The following is a 16,659-nucleotide window of genomic DNA, read 5'->3' as shown; positions in this document are numbered from 1 at the left end:
TCCCGCCCGGCACCGCGATCGCTGGCCGCTCCGCCGCAGCGCTGTACGGCGTGGGAAAGATCCCACCCGACGAGCCGATCGACGTGCTGACGCCCAGCCCGCCGCCCGGCACAACGCAGAAGCGGCAACTGCCGGCGGTAACGCCCAGCGTACCTCCCACCAGGAGACCGGACGTGCCACCCTCAATGCCCGAGCCCTCGGCTCCTGCGCCGGCCCCGCCGTCGGGATCACCGACGCCGGCGACGCCGCTACAGGGCAGCCGCCGGCTGGGGCCCATGGCGGGGCTGTGCGTACACCGGGGTCCGGTGCTTCCGGGGGACATCGTCGACCGGGCGGGCATCCCGGTGACCAGTCCGACGCGCACCTGCTGGGACGTCGCCCGCTGGCTGGACGTGGTGGAAGCGGTCGTCGTCATCGACGGCCTGCTGGCGCGACGGATCGTCGACATTCCGGCGCTACGCGAGTACGCCCTGGCACGGGCGGGGTGCCGGGGCTGGCGGTCGCTGCTGCGCGCCGTCGACCTCGCCGACGCCCGCGCCGAGTCGCCGCAGGAGTCCCGGACCCGGGTCCGGCTGGTGCTGGCCGGCCTGCCCCGGCCCCGTACCCAGTGGGTCGTCTCCGACGGTGGACGGTTCGTGGCCCGGCTGGACCTGGCCTGGCCGGAGTTCCGGGTCGCCGTCGAGTACGACGGGTTCTGGCACGATGATCCCGAGCAGTTCCATCGGGACCGTCGCCGCCTGAACCGGCTGCTCGGCGGGGACTGGCTCGTCCTGCACGTGACGGCGCGACGCCTCCGCGAGGACTTCGACGGCTTCCTCGCCGAGGTGCGCGCCGCCCTGCGCTCCCGCGGCCACCGCCCCGGGGACTGAGCGTCCCGGACTGCGCGTCGGAGATCACGCTCGATCCGGGAAACAGTGGCTTCCTACACGGACGGATGCCACTCGATCCCGGATCGAGCGTGATCTCGCGGGGACCCGCGCGGGGCGCGGGGCGGGGCGCGCGGCGCGGGGCGGGGCGCGGGGTGCACGGGTCAGGCTGCCGGAACGTACTTCTCCAGGTCGTCGATGATCTTGTTGGCGGCGCCGACGCCGATCCCGGTCATCCAGGTCTCGTCGGAGACCACGTTCGCCCGGCCCGCCTTGACCGCCGACAGCCCCTTCCACAGGGTGCCGCCGGTGACGGTGGCCTGCTCGGCGGCGGCCTTCTCGCCGTACGCGGTCACGAAGATGACGTCGGCGTCGACCTCGTTGACCCGCTCGGCGCTGACCAGGTCGAACCGCTTGTCCTCCTTGCCGGCGAGCTGCTGCCGCTCGGGGCGGCCGAGGCCGGTGTCGCCGACGACGATGCCGGAGAACGAGTCCGGCCCGTACACCCGGATCGCGCCGGGGATGAAGCGCACGATGGAGACGGTGCGGTCGGCGGCGTCGCCGAGCTTCGCGCCGAAGTCCTTCGCCCGCTTCTCGTACGCGGCCAGCAGGTCCTTGGCCTGCTGCTCCTTGCCCAGGGCCTGGCCGTCGAGGAGGAAGTTCTCCTTCCAGGTGATGCCCACCTTCTCGGTGAACACGGTCGGCGCGATGGCGGCCAGCTCGTCGTAGAACTTCTCCTGGCGGAACTTGCTGCCCAGGATCAGGTCGGGCTTGAGGGCGTTGATCGCCTCCAGGTCGGGTTCGGTGAGCACCCCGACCTCCTTGATGCCGGCCAGCTTCTCCTCGCCGAAGTAGGTGGGCCAGCTCCTCGCCTCGCCGGCGGTCGCCGCGCCGACGGGTGTGACCCCGAGCGAGAGCGCTGTGTCGATCTTGTCGGTGTCGAGGACGACGACCCGCTTGGGCTCGGCGGGCACCTTGGTGGTGCCCATGGCGTGGGTGATCTCCCGGGTCTGTCCGGTGGCGGTGCCGGCGACGGGGTCGCTCTCACCGCAGGCGGTGAGCCCGACGCCGAGGGCGACGGCCGCGGTGAGCACGGCGGCGAGACGACGCATGGTGGGGTTCCTTTCGAGGGGTTCAGCCGGCCGACGGGCCGGCGGCAGAGGCAACGGAGGAGGCAGCGGAGGCGGAAGCCGCCGGGGCGGGGGCGGGAACGGCGGCCGGGGAGGGCGTGGTGAGGGCGGGCACGACCAGGGGCGCGCCGCTCACCGGGCAGGGCACCACCACGCAGTCGAGCCCGAAGACGTCGCGGACCAGCGCGGCGGTGAGGATCTCCCGGGGCGGGCCGGCGGCGACCACCGCCCCGGCGCGCATGGCGACGAGGTGGTCGGCGTAGCGGGCTGCCTGGTTGAGGTCGTGCAGCACGGCGACGACGGTGCGGCCCCGTTCGGCGCGCAGCCGGTGCAGCAGGTCCAGCACCTCGACCTGGTGGGCCAGGTCGAGGAAGGTGGTCGGCTCGTCCAGCAGCAGCGCCTCGGTGTCCTGGGCGAGGGTCATCGCGATCCAGACCCGCTGCCGCTGGCCGCCGGAGAGGGTGTCCACCGGGCGGTCGGCGAGGCCGGCCACGTCGGCGAGGGCCATCGCCTCGTCGACGGCGGCGCTGTCGGCCGCCGACCACTGCCGCCACCACCGCTGGTACGGCTGCCGCCCCCGGCCGACCAGGTCGGCGACCGTCACGCCCTCGGGCACCAGCGGGCTCTGCGGCAGCACCCCGAGCCGCCGGGCGACCTCCCGCGTCGGCAGGTCCCGGATGGCGGTGCCGTCGAGCAGCACGGTGCCCGAGCGCGGGGTCAGCAGCCGCGCCATGGTGCGCAGCAGGGTGGACTTGCCGCAGGCGTTCGGCCCGACGATGACGGTGAACGCGCCGGCGGGCAGCGTCACGTCGAGGCCGTCCAGGACGGTCCGCTCGTCGTAGCCGACGACCAGGTCGCGGGTGGAGAGCATCGCGGCTCCTCGGGAGGGGTCGGCGGGGTCCGGTGCGCCGGCGAGGGCAGGCGGGGCGGCGGGCCGGTCGGCGGGCGCGGGGGTCGTCACGACGCCCTCCGCCGGCCGCGCAGCAGCAGGAACATCAGGTACGGTCCGCCGATCGCGGCGGTCAGCACGCCCGCCGGCAGCTGGGTGGGCGCGAACAGCCGGCGGCCGGCGAGGTCAGCGAGGACCAGCAGCAACGCCCCGAGCAGGGCGGAGCACAGCAGCGGGGGCCGCTCGGCGCGGACCAGCCGGCGGGCCAGTTGCGGGGCGACGAGGGCGACGAAGTCGACGGCGCCGACCTGCGCGGTGACCATCGCGGCGGCGAGCACGCCGGTGCCGGCCAGCGTGACCCGGCGGGCCACGGGGCGCACCCCGATGCCCCGGGCCGTGTCGTCGTCCAGGGCGGTGCTGTTCAGCGCCCAGCCGGCCCAGAGCAGCACCGGCAGCAGCGCCAGCAGGGTCGCGGCGATCCACGCCGCCTCCGTCCAGCCCTTGCCGGCGAGGGTGCCGAGCAGCCAGATCTGGGCGCGCAGCCCGTCGATCGGGTCGGCGGTCAGCAGGACCACCTCGATGAGCGCCCGCAGGCCGAAGGCGACCGCCACCCCGGCGAGCACGAAGCGCTGGGCGGCCAGCCCGTGCCGGGCCCCGAGGGCGAACACCGCGACGGCGGCGGCCAGGCCGCCGAGCAGCGCCGCCGGGGCGACCAGCACGGCGGCGGCCCCGCTGGTGAGGGCCACCGTCGCGGCGAGCCCGGCGCCCTGGGTGATGCCGATGACGTCGGGGCTGGCCAGCGGGTTGCGGGCCACGCTCTGGATCAGCGTGCCGGCGACGCCGAACGCCGCCCCGGCCACCGCCGCGAGCACCAGCCGGGGCAGCCGCAGGTCGAGCACCACCAGGTCGTACGGGGTGCCCGCGCCGGCGAGCGCGCGCAGCACGTCGGGCGTGGCGACGTACGGGGTGCCGAGGGAGAGGCTGAGCAGCCCGGCGGCGACGAGCAGCCCGACCAGCGCGGCGGCGACCAGCACGGGGCGGCGGCGCACCGGCACCCGCAGCGGGCCGAGCCGCAGCAGCGACCGGCCGGCGGGGGCGACACGTCCACCGGTGGGGGCGAGCAGGTTCACGCGGTCACCACCCGGGCACGGCGCACCAGGAAGGCCAGCAGGGGCGCGCCGACCAGCGCGGTCACCACCCCGGCGGGCACCTCGCCGGGCGGGGCGACGAGCCGGCCCGCCACGTCGGCGCCGAGCAGCAGGGCCGGCCCGAGCAGCGCGGCGACGGCGAGGGTCCACCGGTGGTCCGCGCCGACCAGGGCGCGGGCCAGGTGCGGCACGGCCAGTCCGACGAACGCGATCGGCCCGGCCGCCGCCACGGCCGCGCCGGTGAGCAGCACCCCGGCCGCGCCGCCGCCGAGACGGACCAGCCCGACGCGGTGGCCCAGGCCCCGGGCCACGTCGTCGCCGAGGGCGAGCGCGTCGAGGCCCCGGGCGACCAGGACGGCCAGCAGCAGCCCGGCGAGGACGAACGGCAGCACCTGCCCGGCGACGCCGACGCCCCGGCCGGTCAGCCCGCCGACGACCCAGAACCGGTACTCCTCGAAGGTGCGGGCGTCGATGCTGAGCAGCGCGTACACGAGGGCCCCGAGACTGGCGTCGAGCGCCGCGCCGGTCAGCGCGAGGGTGACCGGCGACGCGCCGTCGCGGGCCCGGTTGGCGACGGCGAAGACCGCCAGGCCGGCCAGGAGCGCCCCGGCGATGCCGAACCAGACGTAACCGGCGAGGGTGCCGACGCCGAAGACGGCGATGGCGAGGACCACGCCGAACGACGCGCCCGCGCTGATGCCGAGGATGCGCGGCTCGGCGAGCGGGTTGCGGGTCAGCGCCTGGAACAGCACCCCGGCCACGGCGAGCGCGAGCCCGACGAGCAGGCCGAGGGCGGTGCGGGGCAGCCGCAGCTCGCGGACGATGGTGGTGGCGTCGCCGCCGTCGGGGGCGACCAGCGCGTGCCAGACCGCGCCGGGGGCGAGCGGGCGGCTGCCGAGGGCGAAGCTGGCGAGCACGGCGAGGGCGAGCACGGCCGCCGCGCCGAGGGTGACGGCAGCCCGGCGGCCCAGGCCCCGGGTCGTCGGTGTGCCGGCCCGGATCGGCCGCGCGGCGACGGTGGTCACGAATCTCCCTCGACTTAGGTACGCCTTACCTTAAACCGAAGGAGGCGGGTCACCCTAACCGGCGACCGTCGATCGGATCCGTCGCCACCCCCGCTGAGCAGGGCGGCCGCGCCGAGCGTCGCCCCGCCCGCAGGAGTCGGCCGGTCAGCCCGCGGCCCCCGCACGCCGGGAGGAACCGTCCCCGCCCTCGGCGGCACCGGACGGCAGCACCTCGATGGGGCGCATCATCTCGTTGTCCTCGTGTTCCAGCAGGTGGCAGTGCCAGACGTAGCGTCCTGGCAGGTCGAAGCGGACCTTGATCCGGGTCAGCTGCCCCGGGTACGCGACCACGGTGTCGTGGAAGCCGCGCTCCGCGGGGCCGGGCGGGGTGCGGCCGTCGTGTCCCCGCCCGAGCACCTGGAACTGCACCTGGTGGACGTGGATCGGGTGGGCGTCCTCGGTGCAGTTGCGCAACTCCCACTCCTCGGTGACGCCGAGGGCGGGGGTCTCGGTCACCGGCGCGTCCCAGCCCAGCGGCACCGGCCGGCCGCTGGCGGCGACGACGCCCAGCAGGGCACGTACCGGGCCGGCCGAGGACTCCTGCTCGTTGAGCGAGAGCCGCCGGACGACCCGGGCGGCGGGCAGCGGGGCGCACTCCGGCAGGGACAGCTGCCCGGGCGGCACGCTGGCATCGGCGCCGGCCCGGTCGCCCACCACGAACTTGAGCACCTGCCCGGTCGTCCGCGGGTCGGCCGGGGGGAAGTCCGTCCCCGGCGCGCCGCCGCCGAACGGCTCGTCGGGGCCCTCGTTGACCAGGTACAGCTCGGTGCCGGCCGGCACGTCGGTGAAGTCGACCACGACGTCGGCCCGCTGGCCGTTGGCGAGCAGGATCCGGGGCGCGGCCACGGGCTCGGGCAGGAACCCGCCGTCGCTGCCGACCTGCCACAGCGGCAGCGCGGGCCGGGCCGGGCGGCGGGTCGGGTGGTCGGTGACCGACAGCATCAGGAACCTGGCGTTGCAGCCGTTGAGCAGCCGGAACCGGTAGCGCCGCCGCTGCACCCGCAGCACCGGCCAGGTCGCGCCGTTGACCACCATGGTGGCGGCGAAGAACTCGGGGTTCCAGATCGGCGGCACGTCGGTCCCCGGCAGGTACGGGCCGGGGTAGTCGTCGAAGTCGGCGCGGCTTTCGGGATACCAGAGCGAGCCGTCGGGGCGGAAGGTGCGGTCCTGGATCAGCAGCGGCAGGTCGTACGACGCCTGCTCCGGCAGCGAGCCGGGCAGCGCCCCGGACGGCAGGTCGTCGGGGCCGCCGCTCAGCCGGTAGAAGCCGGCCAGCCCGGCGTAGAGGTTCACCCGGGTCATGCCCAGCGTGTGGTCGTGGTACCAGAGGGTCGTCGGGCGCTGGTCGTTGGCGTACTCCATGCTGGTCGTGCCGGGGGCACAGCGGACGCCGGTCCGCTCGGCTGCCAGGTCCCGGAACTCGCTGTAGGCCGAGCCGCCGTCGGCGCACCCGGCGGGCAGGTCCCGGGCCACGGGGAGGAACCACGCCTCGGGGTGGCCGTCGCTCTCCTGCCGGTTGTGCCCTCCGTGCACGTGCATGACGGTCGGGACGGGCCCCCGGTACGGGCCGGGGGTGCTGGTGAAGTGCGGCCGGTGGTCCCGGCCGTCGACGCCGCCGGTCGGGTTGGCCCAGTGCAGCGTCGGGTCGACCGGCAGCAGGTGCGGCAGGTAGCGGCCCCGCTCGTCGACGAGCTGGTTGCACCAGGTCACCCGGACCGGGCGGCCGACGGTGGCGGCGATGGTGGGGCCGGGGTAGGCGAAGCTGCGCGGGTGGGCGGGCGAGCCGAAGCCCCAGACCGTCGTGGCCGGCAGCCCGGCCGGGAGGACCTGCTGGCGGAACTGGCGGACGGCGACCACGTACTCGTCGACGCCGCCGCTGGTGCGGGAGGTGGGCATGGTCGTCGGCACGGGCAGCGGGGTGACGTACTTGGGCACGGCACGGGGGTCGATCAGGGCGGTCGGGGCGGTCGGGGCGCCGGCTGCGGTGCGACCGGTGGGCAGCAGCAGGGCCGCGCCGCCGGCCGCACCGGCGGCGATGAGTCGTCTACGGGTCACCATGCCGCGAGGCTAGAACGAGCATTGCTCACCAAAGTGCCGAAACAGCGTCGTTACTCCTTTAAGAGGACGAAACGGTTTCTAACGGTCAGCTGACCCTACTCCCCGGGGAGCAGCTCGGCGACCGGCACCGCGCGCAGCGCGTCCGCCGGGCCGACGATGACCCGGATCGACGGGAAGTAGTCCCGCAGCACCTGCTGGCACGGGCCGCAGGGGGTCAGGACGTCCCGACCCCGGTCGCCCACCGCCACGATGGTCTCCAGCTCCGTCTCCCCCTGGGTGGCGGCGGCCCCGATCACCACCACCTCGGCGCACGGCCCGCCGGTGACGTGGTGGACGTTCACGCCGGTGAACACCCGGCCGGCGGCGGTACGCGCGGCCGCGGCGACGGTGTGCCGGTCGCTGCGGCAGCGCAGCTTCGCCACGGCCGTGGCCGCCTGCACCAGCGCCCGGTCGGTGTCTCGCATGCTCATCCCAGGCCCCCGTGGTCGGCGTCGATCGGCGGTCAACTCTAGACGGCGGCAGCCCTGGCGACCGGTAACCCGGGGGCGGTCCCGCACGCGGCTGCCTATCCTTGGCGACGACATGCAGAATCCAGCCGCTCCCGCCGCAGCCGCCGGGCCCACCGCCGCCGCCGAGCCCACCGACGGGCCCGCCGCGTCCCACCGCCTCCGCGAGCTGCACCGCCGCCTGCCCGCCCTGATGTTCCGCGACCAGCGCCGGCTCCAGCGGCGCCTCGACGGGGTGCGCCGGCTGCGCGACCCGCAGCGGCGCGAGGCCGCGCTGGCCGAGATCACCGCCGACGTCGCCCGGGCCGAGCAGCGGCTCGCCGACCGCCGGGCGGCGGTGCCCCGAATCACGTACCCGGCGGGGCTTCCGGTCAGCGAGCGCAAGGACGATCTGGCCGCCGCGATCCGGGACCACCAGGTGGTGATCGTGGCCGGCGAGACCGGCTCCGGCAAGACCACCCAGCTCCCCAAGATCTGCCTGGAGCTGGGGCGTGGCGTGCACGGGCTGATCGGGCACACCCAGCCCCGGCGGCTGGCCGCCCGCACCGTCGCCGACCGCATCGCCGAGGAGCTGGGCACCGAGCTGGGCGACGTGGTCGGCTACAAGGTCCGCTTCACCGACCAGGTGAGCGACCGCAGCCTGGTCAAGCTGATGACCGACGGCATCCTGCTCGCCGAGTTGCAGACCGACCGGATGCTGCGCCAGTACGACACGTTGATCATCGACGAGGCGCACGAGCGCAGCCTCAACATCGACTTCGTCCTCGGCTACCTGCGCCAGCTCCTCCCCCGCCGCCCGGATCTCAAGGTGGTCATCACCTCGGCGACCATCGAGACCGACCGGTTCGCCCGGCACTTCGCCGACGCCGAGGGCCGGCCCGCGCCGGTGGTCGAGGTGTCCGGGCGCACCTACCCGGTCGAGGTGCGCTACCGGCCGCTGGTCGAGATCAGCGAGAGCGAGGACGACTCCGGCGACGACGAGGAGAACGTCCGCGACCAGATCCAGGCCATCGGCGACGCCGTCGAGGAGCTGGCCGCCGAGGGGCCGGGCGACATCCTGGTCTTCCTCTCCGGCGAGCGCGAGATCCGGGACACCGCCGACGCGCTGGGCAAGCTGGTGCAGTCCAAGCGGTCGCTGCTGGGCACCGAGATCCTGCCCCTGTACGCGCGGCTGTCGGCCGCCGAGCAGCACCGGGTGTTCGCCCCGCACACCGCGCGGCGGGTGGTGCTCGCCACCAACGTCGCGGAGACCTCGCTGACCGTCCCCGGCATCAAGTACGTGGTGGACCCGGGCACCGCCCGGATCTCCCGCTACTCCAGCCGGTTGAAGGTGCAGCGGCTGCCCATCGAGCCGGTGTCGCAGGCGTCGGCCAACCAGCGCAAGGGCCGCTGCGGGCGCACCTCGGACGGCATCTGCATCCGCCTCTACGACGAGTCCGACTTCGACTCCCGCCCCGAGTTCACCGACCCGGAGATCCTGCGCACCAACCTCGCCTCGGTCATCCTCCAGATGACCTCGATCGGGCTGGGCGACGTGGCGGCGTTCCCGTTCATCGACCCGCCGGACCGGCGCAACATCGCCGACGGGGTCAACCTGCTGCACGAGCTGGGCGCGCTCGACCCGACCGAGACCGACCCGGCGAAGCGGCTCACCCCGCTTGGCAGGCGCCTGGCGCAGCTCCCCGTCGACCCCCGGCTCGCCCGGATGGTGATCGAAGGCGAGCGCAACGGCTGCGCCACCGAGGTCGTCGTCATCGCCGCCGCGCTGTCCATCCAGGACCCGCGCGAGCGGCCGGCCGAGAAGCAGGCCCAGGCCGACCAGGCGCACGCGAGGTTCGCCGACTCCGAGTCGGACTTCGTCGCGTACCTGAACCTGTGGCGGCACCTGCGCGAGCAGCAGCGGGAGTTGTCCTCCAGCGCGTTCCGCCGGATGTGCCGGGCCGAATACCTCAACTACCTGCGGGTACGCGAGTGGCAGGACATCGTCAGCCAGGTGCGCCAGGTGCTGCGTACGGCGGAGAAGGGTGACGGCCGGCGCGGGGCCGGCGCGGACCTGCCGGAGGAGATCGACACCCCGAAGGTGCACCAGTCGCTGCTGCCGGGCCTGCTGTCGCACATCGGCCTGAAGGACCCGCAGAAGCACGAGTACCTCGGGGCGCGGGGGGCGAAGTTCGCCCTGTTCCCCGGGTCGGCGCTGTTCAAGAAGCCACCGCGCTGGGTGATGGCCGCCGAGCTGGTGGAGACCTCCCGGCTGTGGGGACGGGTCGCCGGCCGCGTCGAACCGGAGTGGGTCGAGCCCCTCGCGCAACACCTGGTCAAGCGCAGCTACAGCGAGCCGCACTGGGAGAAGAAGCAGGCGGCGGTGCTGGCCTACGAGAAGGTCACCCTGTACGGCGTCCCGCTGGTCACCGCCCGGAAGGTCAACTTCGGGCGGATCGACCCGGCGCTGTCGCGCGAGCTGTTCATCCGGCACGCCCTGGTGGAGGGCGACTGGTCCACCCACCACCAGTTCTGGCGGGACAACCAGAAGCTGCTCACCGAGATCGAGGAACTGGAGAACCGGGCCCGGCGGCGGGACATCCTCGTCGACGACGAGACGATCTTCGCCTTCTACGACGAGCGGATCCCGGCCGACGTGGTCTCCGGCCGGCACTTCGACGCCTGGTGGAAGAAGGAGCGGCGGCAGCGGCCGGACCTGCTCACCTTCACCCGGGAGTTGCTGGTCAACGCCGGCCGGGGCGGGCTCGACGAGGCCGACTACCCCGACGAGTGGCGGGCCGACGGGGTCACCCTGCCGCTGACGTACACGTTCGACCCGGGCACCCCCACCGACGGCGTGACCGTGGACATCCCGCTGCCGCTGCTCAACCAGGTGCCGGCGGAGAGCTTCGACTGGCAGGTCCCCGGGCTGCGCGAGGAGCTGGTGATCGCGCTGATCCGGTCGCTGCCCAAGGCGGTGCGGCGCAACTTCGTCCCCGTCCCCGACTACGCGCGGGCCGCGCTCGCGGCGATCACCCCCGGGCAGGAGCCGCTGCTGGACGCGCTGACCCGGCAGTTGCGCCGGATGACCGGGGTCACCGTGCCCCGCGACGCCTGGGAGCCGGGGAAGCTCCCCGCCCACCTGCGGGTCAGCTTCCGGGTGCTCGACGAGGAGAACAAGCCGGTCGCCGAAGGCAAGGACCTGCCGGCGCTGCAACGCCAGCTCCGCCAGGAGGTACGCCAGGTGGTGGCCGCCGCCGCCCCGGACGTCGCCCGGACGGGCCTGACGCAGTGGGACTTCGGCACCCTGCCGCGCACCATCGAGCAGGTCCGCGCCGGGTACGCGGTCACCGCGTACCCGGCGCTGGTCGACGAGGGGTCCACGGTCGGGGTGAAGGTCTTCGACTCCGAGGCCGAGCAGGCCGGGGCACACTGGGCGGGCACCCGACGGCTGCTGCGGCTGACCGTGCCGTCGCCGGCGAAGTTCCTCCAGGGGCGGCTGTCCAACGAGGCGAAGCTGGCGCTGAGCCGCAACCCGCACGGCGGCGTGCAGGAGCTGATCGCCGACGCCTCCGGGGCGGCGATCGACAAGCTGGTCGCCGACGCGGGCGGCCCGGCCTGGGACGCCGACGGCTTCGCCGCCCTGCGGGACCGGGTCCGCGCCGACCTGGTGGACACCGTCGTCGACGTGATGGGCCGGGTGCGGCAGGTGCTCGCCGCCGCGTACGCCGTCGAGCAGCGCCTCGGCAAGACCCAGAACCTGGCCGTGGTGGCCGCCCTGGCCGACATCCGGGCCCAACTGTCGGGCCTGGTGCACAAGGGGTTCGTCACCGAGACCGGCTACGCCCGCCTGCCCGATTTGCTGCGCTACCTCACCGCGATCGAACGGCGGCTGGACCGGCTGCCAGGCAACCCGCAGCGGGACCGCCAGCAGCAGGACCGGGTTGCCGCGGTGCAGAAGGAGTACGCCGACCTGCTCGCCGCGCTGCCGCCCGGCCGGCGCGGGTCGGCGGCGGTGCGGCAGATCCGCTGGATGATCGAGGAGCTGCGGGTGAACGTGTTCGCCCAGGCCCTCGGCACCCCGTACCCGGTGTCGGAGCAGCGGATCTACCGGGCGATGGACGACGCCGAGGGTCGCTGACCAGTCGTGGTGACGAGAGGACGGGCGACGGGTCAGCGCGGTTCCACGCCGGGTGGCAGGTCGTCCTGCTCGGTGGCCGTGCGGACGTACTCCAGGAGGATGCGGCGCAGCTCGCGGCCGGCGTGGGTGGGCTCCACGTCGCGACGTCGGGCCACGGCGATGGTCCGGCGGACGCCGGGCGGGGCCAGCCGGGTGACCCGGACGCCGGGCCTGCGGGCCACCACCATGCCGGGCACCAGCGCCACCCCGAGCCCCGCCTCGACGAAGCTGAGCACGGCGTCCATCTCGCCGCCGTCGACCGACAGGGTGGGCTCGAAGCCGGCCTCCCGGCACGCCTGGAGGGTGGCGTCGCGCAGGTCGTAGCCCTCCCGGAACATCACCAGGGGCTGGCCCCGCAGATCGGTGACCCGCAGCTCGCCGGCGGCCGAGGTGCCGGGCACCTCGTCCAGCGAGGCCACCACCAGGCTCTCCCGCAGGATCTCCTCGGCGTGCAGCCCTGGGTCCGCGCCCTGGGCGGGCATGATGATCAGCGCAAGGTCGAGGTCGCCACGCAGCAGGTCGCGGACGAGGTCCTGCGAGCCACCCTCCTCCACCCGCAGGTCGACGGCGGGGTGGGCGTCGCGGAACCGGCGCAGCACGGGCGGGGCGAGCGAGGTGGCCAGGCTCGGGGTGGCGCCGAGGCGGACCCGGCCGCGCCGCAGCCCGACCAGCTCCTGCACCTCCCGGGTGGCGGTGTCGACGTCGGCGAGGATGCGCCGGGCCAGCGGGAGCAGCACCTCGCCGGCGGCGGTGAGGGCGATCCGGCCCCGCACCCGCTCGAACAGCGGGGCCCCGAGGCTGGTCTCCAGCGCGTGAATTTGCTTACTCAGCGAGGGCTGGGTGATGCCGACGAGGTCGGCGGCTTGGGTGAAATGTCGTAGTTCCGCGACCGCGACGAAGTACCGGAGCTGGTGCAGCTGCATCGGCATAGCCTACGGCTATCGACGCTGCGAGTTCGATGCATTGGACGACTGATCCCAGGTCTCCTAGCGTCGGTCAGGTGGTACTCACGAAATCCCGGTCGCCCATCCGGTCCAACGTCGGCCTGAAGGCCGTCATGGCGGTGACGGGCATCCTGCTGGTGCTGTTCCTCGTCGCGCACATGCTCGGCAACCTGAAGATCTTCACGGGCGAGACCGCGTTCGACCACTACGCGCACTGGCTGCGCGAGATCGGCACCCCGCTGCTGCCGTCGACCTGGTTCCTGTGGATCCAGCGCACCGCCCTGCTGGCGGCCGTGCTGGCCCACATCGGGGCCGCCACGGTGCTCGCGGTGCGCGCCCGCGCCGCCCGCCCGGTGAAGTACGCGCACCGCAAGAAGGTCAACGGCAGTTACGCGGCCCGCACGATGCGCTGGGGCGGCGTGATCATCCTGCTCTTCGTGATCTACCACATCCTGGACCTGACCACCGGCCACCTGAACCCGCAGGGCGACCCCGGCAACCCGTACGGCAACGTGGTCGCCGACTTCGCACCGGAGCGGTGGTACGTCACCCTCTTCTACACCCTGGCGGTCGTGGCGCTCGGCTTCCACCTGCGCCACGGCGCGTTCAGCGCGTTCCGCAGCCTCGGCCAGCAGACCCCCGCCGGGGAGCGCCGGGCGCGCGCCGCCGCGCTGGGCTTCGCCGTCGTGCTCTGCGCCGGCTACCTCGTGGTCCCCTTCGCCGTACTCACCGGATTGGTGGCCTGACCATGGACCTGTTCACCGAGGGCGACCCGATCGCCGACGCCCGGGCCCCGCAGGGCCCGATCGAGACCCGCTGGGACCGCCGCCGCTTCGAGGCCAAGCTGGTCAACCCGGCCAACCGGCGCAAGCTGACGGTGATCGTGGTCGGCACCGGCCTGGCCGGCGGCTCGGCCGCCGCCACGCTCGCCGAGCAGGGCTACCGGGTCCGGTCGTACTGCTACCAGGACAGCCCGCGCCGGGCCCACTCGATCGCCGCGCAGGGCGGCATCAACGCCGCCAAGAACTACCGCAACGACGGCGACTCGGTGCACCGGTTGTTCTACGACACCGTCAAGGGCGGCGACTTCCGCTCCCGCGAGTCCAACGTGCACCGGCTCGCCGAGGTCTCGGTCAACATCATCGACCAGTGCGTCGCCCAGGGCGTGCCGTTCGCCCGCGAGTACGGCGGCCTGCTCGACACCCGCTCCTTCGGCGGCGCGCAGGTGCAGCGCACCTTCTACGCGCGGGGCCAGACGGGCCAGCAGCTCCTGCTCGGGGCGTACCAGGCCCTGGAGCGGCAGATCGGGCTGGGCAACGTGGAGATGAACGCCCGGCACGAGATGCTGGAGCTGATCGTCGTCGATGGCCGGGCCCGGGGCATCGTGGTGCGGGACCTGGTCACCGGCGAGATCACCAGCGAGTTCGCCGACGCGGTGGTGCTGGCCTCCGGTGGCTACGGCAACGTCTTCTACCTCTCCACCAACGCCAAGGGCTGCAACGTCACCGCCACCTGGCGGGCGCACCGCAGGGGCGCGTACTTCGCCAACCCCTGCTACACGCAGATCCACCCGACCTGCATCCCCGTCTCGGGCGACCACCAGTCGAAGCTGACGCTGATGAGCGAGTCGCTGCGCAACGACGGCCGGGTGTGGGTGCCGAAGGCCAAGGGCGACGACCGCCGCCCGAAGGACATCGGCGAGGACGAGCGGGACTACTACCTCGAACGGATCTACCCGTCCTTCGGCAACCTGGTGCCCCGGGACATCGCCTCCCGGGCGGCGAAGAACGTCTGCGACGCCGGACGCGGCGTGGGCCCCGGCGGGCTCGGCGTCTACCTCGACTTCGCCGACGCCATCGACCGCCTCGGCCGCAAGGCCATCGAGGCCAAGTACGGCAACCTCTTCGAGATGTACGAGCGGATCACCGGCGAGGACCCGTACGAGGTGCCGATGCGGATCTACCCCGCCGTGCACTACACGATGGGCGGCCTCTGGGTCGACTACGACCTCCAGTCGACCATCCCCGGCCTGTTCGTCATCGGCGAGGCCAACTTCTCCGACCACGGGGCGAACCGGCTCGGCGCGTCCGCGCTGATGCAGGGCCTCGCCGACGGCTACTTCGTGCTGCCCAACACGATCGCCAACTACCTGGCGGCCGGCCCGTTCGAGCGGGTCGACGCCAGCCACCCGGAGGCCGTGGCGGCGCGGCGCGACGTCGAGGACCGGATCCGGCGGCTGCTCGCCGTCGACGGCGACCGGACGGTCGACTCGTTCCACCGCGAGCTGGGCCAGATCATGTGGGAGCACTGCGGCATGGAGCGCAGCGAGGCCGGGCTGCGCAAGGCGATCGACGAGATCCGGGCGCTGCGCGAGGAGTTCTGGAAGCGGGTCCGCGTCCCCGGCGACGGCGACGGGCTCAACCAGTCGCTGGAGAAGGCCGGCCGGGTGGCCGACTTCTTCGAGCTGGCCGAGCTGATGTGCGTCGACGCCCTGCACCGCGAGGAGTCCTGCGGCGGCCACTTCCGGGCCGAGCACCAGACCCCCGACGGCGAGGCGCAGCGCGACGACGACCGGTTCGCGTACGTGGCGGCCTGGGAGTACACCGGCGGCGACGAGCCCGCCGTGCTGCACAAGGAAGACCTCAAGTTCGAGTACGTGCACCCGACGCAGCGGAGCTACAAGTGAACCTGACCCTGCGCATCTGGCGCCAGTCCGGCCCCACCGACAAGGGCCGGATGGTGACCTACCAGGTCGACGACGTCTCCCCCGACATGTCGTTCCTGGAGATGCTCGACGTGCTCAACGAGCGGCTGATCCTCTCCGGCGAGGAGCCGGTGGCGTTCGACCACGACTGCCGCGAGGGCATCTGCGGCATGTGCGGTCTCATGATCAACGGTGACGCGCACGGCCCGCAGCGCGGCACCACCGCCTGCCAGCTGCACATGCGGCAGTTCTCCGACGGCGACACGATCGACATCGAGCCGTGGCGGGCCCGGGCCTTCCCGGTCATCAAGGACCTGGTGGTCAACCGGAGCGCCTTCGACAAGATCATCGCCGCCGGTGGGTACATCACCGCGCCGACCGGCAGCGCCCCCGAGGCCCACTCGGTGCCGGTCGCCAAGGCCGACGCCGACGCCGCGTTCTCCTCGGCCGCCTGCATCGGCTGCGGCGCCTGCGTGGCGGCCTGCCCGAACGGCTCCGGCATGCTGTTCACCGCCGCCAAGGTCACCCAGCTCTCGCTGCTGCCGCAGGGCCAGCCGGAGCGGTACACCCGGGTCGTCGGCATGGTCGACGCGCACGACGAGGCGGGCTTCGGCGGCTGCACCAACACCGGCGAGTGCACCGCGGTCTGCCCGAAGGGCATCCCGCTGAACACCATCGGCCGGCTCAACCGCGACTACCTGGCGGCCACCGCCAAGCGGGGCGGCACCCCCGGCTCCTGACCCCGCCGCCCGCCCCGACACGCCGTCACGCCGTCACGCCGGTGCCCCGGCCGCCGCGCCCGCTCCGGGCCGGCGGCCGGCTTGGTTCCCGGCTGCCGCAGTCCACGGGGAGCGTCACCTGTCGCGGGTCCTAGGAGCTGAGTCAGCTACGACATCACACCCGCTACCCGCCGCGTGCCGGATGCCGGCGCGCCGCGTGCGGCCTGCCGGATGCCGAGTGCCGGGCGTCGGGTGCCGGGTGCCGGATGTCGCGTGCCGGCGCGCTGACGTGCCGCGAGTCATCTACGACATCAGCTCCCTAGCCTCCGAAGTCACCACGACCTCAGCTCCCCAGGCCCCGCCCTCCCCCGCCTCCCCGGCCTCCCCGGCCCTGCCCGAGCGCGCGAGCGCGCCCGCGTCAGGTCCGCAGTCCATCGGAGCGGTTCAAGCCGCGAGAGCCGGGTAGCAGTCC

General features: G+C 73.9%; 12 protein-coding genes. 5 read left to right on the top strand and 7 right to left on the bottom strand.

What is annotated here, in order from left to right:
• Positions 1–305 precede the first annotated feature (305 nt).
• Positions 306–869 carry an endonuclease domain-containing protein gene (locus LPU61_RS06220; protein ID WP_144420219.1) on the top strand — a complete coding sequence of 188 codons (564 nt, stop codon included), beginning with the start codon at positions 306–308 and terminating at the stop codon, positions 867–869.
• Positions 870–1,030: 161 nt separating this feature from the next.
• On the opposite strand, the gene LPU61_RS06215 is transcribed toward LPU61_RS06220, so the two are convergent.
• From LPU61_RS06215 to LPU61_RS06190, 6 genes are all read right to left on the bottom strand, one after another.
• Complete coding sequence (locus tag LPU61_RS06215) at positions 1,031–1,978, bottom strand: ABC transporter substrate-binding protein (RefSeq protein WP_043962825.1); 948 nt, start codon at positions 1,976–1,978, stop codon at positions 1,031–1,033.
• Between the two features lie 22 nt (positions 1,979–2,000).
• Positions 2,001–2,867 (bottom strand): ABC transporter ATP-binding protein, encoded by an 867-nt coding sequence (locus LPU61_RS06210; protein ID WP_043962824.1) that lies wholly within the window; start codon positions 2,865–2,867, stop codon positions 2,001–2,003.
• Between the two features lie 86 nt (positions 2,868–2,953).
• Positions 2,954–4,015, bottom strand: coding sequence for an iron chelate uptake ABC transporter family permease subunit (locus tag LPU61_RS06205; RefSeq protein WP_229404383.1), 1,062 nt, complete (start codon positions 4,013–4,015; stop codon positions 2,954–2,956).
• On the bottom strand, positions 4,012–5,058 hold the full coding sequence (locus LPU61_RS06200) for an iron ABC transporter permease (protein WP_043962823.1): 1,047 nt from the start codon (positions 5,056–5,058) through the stop codon (positions 4,012–4,014). The genes LPU61_RS06205 and LPU61_RS06200 overlap by 4 nt, the downstream gene beginning before the upstream one ends.
• Before the next feature lie 144 nt (positions 5,059–5,202).
• Positions 5,203–7,155, bottom strand: a complete 1,953-nt coding sequence (locus tag LPU61_RS06195; protein WP_229404382.1) for a multicopper oxidase family protein — start codon at positions 7,153–7,155, stop codon at positions 5,203–5,205.
• 95 nt (positions 7,156–7,250) lie between these two features.
• Positions 7,251–7,625, bottom strand: a complete 375-nt coding sequence (locus tag LPU61_RS06190) for a cytidine deaminase (protein WP_043962821.1) — start codon at positions 7,623–7,625, stop codon at positions 7,251–7,253.
• A 112-nt stretch (positions 7,626–7,737) separates the two neighbouring features.
• Between LPU61_RS06190 and hrpA the strand changes: the two genes are divergently transcribed.
• Complete coding sequence (gene hrpA, locus LPU61_RS06185) at positions 7,738–11,781, top strand: ATP-dependent RNA helicase HrpA (RefSeq protein WP_229404381.1); 4,044 nt, start codon at positions 7,738–7,740, stop codon at positions 11,779–11,781.
• A gap of 32 nt (positions 11,782–11,813) precedes the next feature.
• On the opposite strand, the gene LPU61_RS06180 is transcribed toward hrpA, so the two are convergent.
• On the bottom strand, positions 11,814–12,749 hold the full coding sequence (locus tag LPU61_RS06180; RefSeq protein ID WP_229404380.1) for a LysR family transcriptional regulator: 936 nt from the start codon (positions 12,747–12,749) through the stop codon (positions 11,814–11,816).
• Between the two features lie 71 nt (positions 12,750–12,820).
• Here LPU61_RS06180 and LPU61_RS06175 point away from each other — a divergent pair, with 71 nt between their 5' ends.
• From LPU61_RS06175 to LPU61_RS06165, 3 genes are read left to right on the top strand one after another with little or no spacing between them, the layout of a single operon-like run.
• Positions 12,821–13,510, top strand: coding sequence for a succinate dehydrogenase cytochrome b subunit (locus tag LPU61_RS06175; protein ID WP_255699917.1), 690 nt, complete (start codon positions 12,821–12,823; stop codon positions 13,508–13,510).
• 2 nt (positions 13,511–13,512) lie between these two features.
• The gene (locus LPU61_RS06170; protein WP_043962819.1) at positions 13,513–15,450 is read left to right on the top strand and encodes a fumarate reductase/succinate dehydrogenase flavoprotein subunit; all 1,938 of its coding nucleotides are present in this window, start codon (positions 13,513–13,515) and stop codon (positions 15,448–15,450) included.
• Positions 15,447–16,208 carry a succinate dehydrogenase/fumarate reductase iron-sulfur subunit gene (locus LPU61_RS06165; protein ID WP_043962817.1) on the top strand — a complete coding sequence of 254 codons (762 nt, stop codon included), beginning with the start codon at positions 15,447–15,449 and terminating at the stop codon, positions 16,206–16,208. Before LPU61_RS06170 ends, LPU61_RS06165 begins: the two co-directional genes overlap by 4 nt.
• The last annotated feature ends 451 nt before the right edge of the window (positions 16,209–16,659 follow it).

The organism is Micromonospora sp. NBRC 110038 (genome assembly GCF_020884815.1).
Taxonomy (GTDB): Bacteria; Actinomycetota; Actinomycetes; order Mycobacteriales; family Micromonosporaceae; genus Micromonospora; species Micromonospora haikouensis.
The sequence above is the reverse complement of the archived record's forward strand: the minus strand, read 5'-3'. Positions and strand labels throughout refer to the sequence as shown.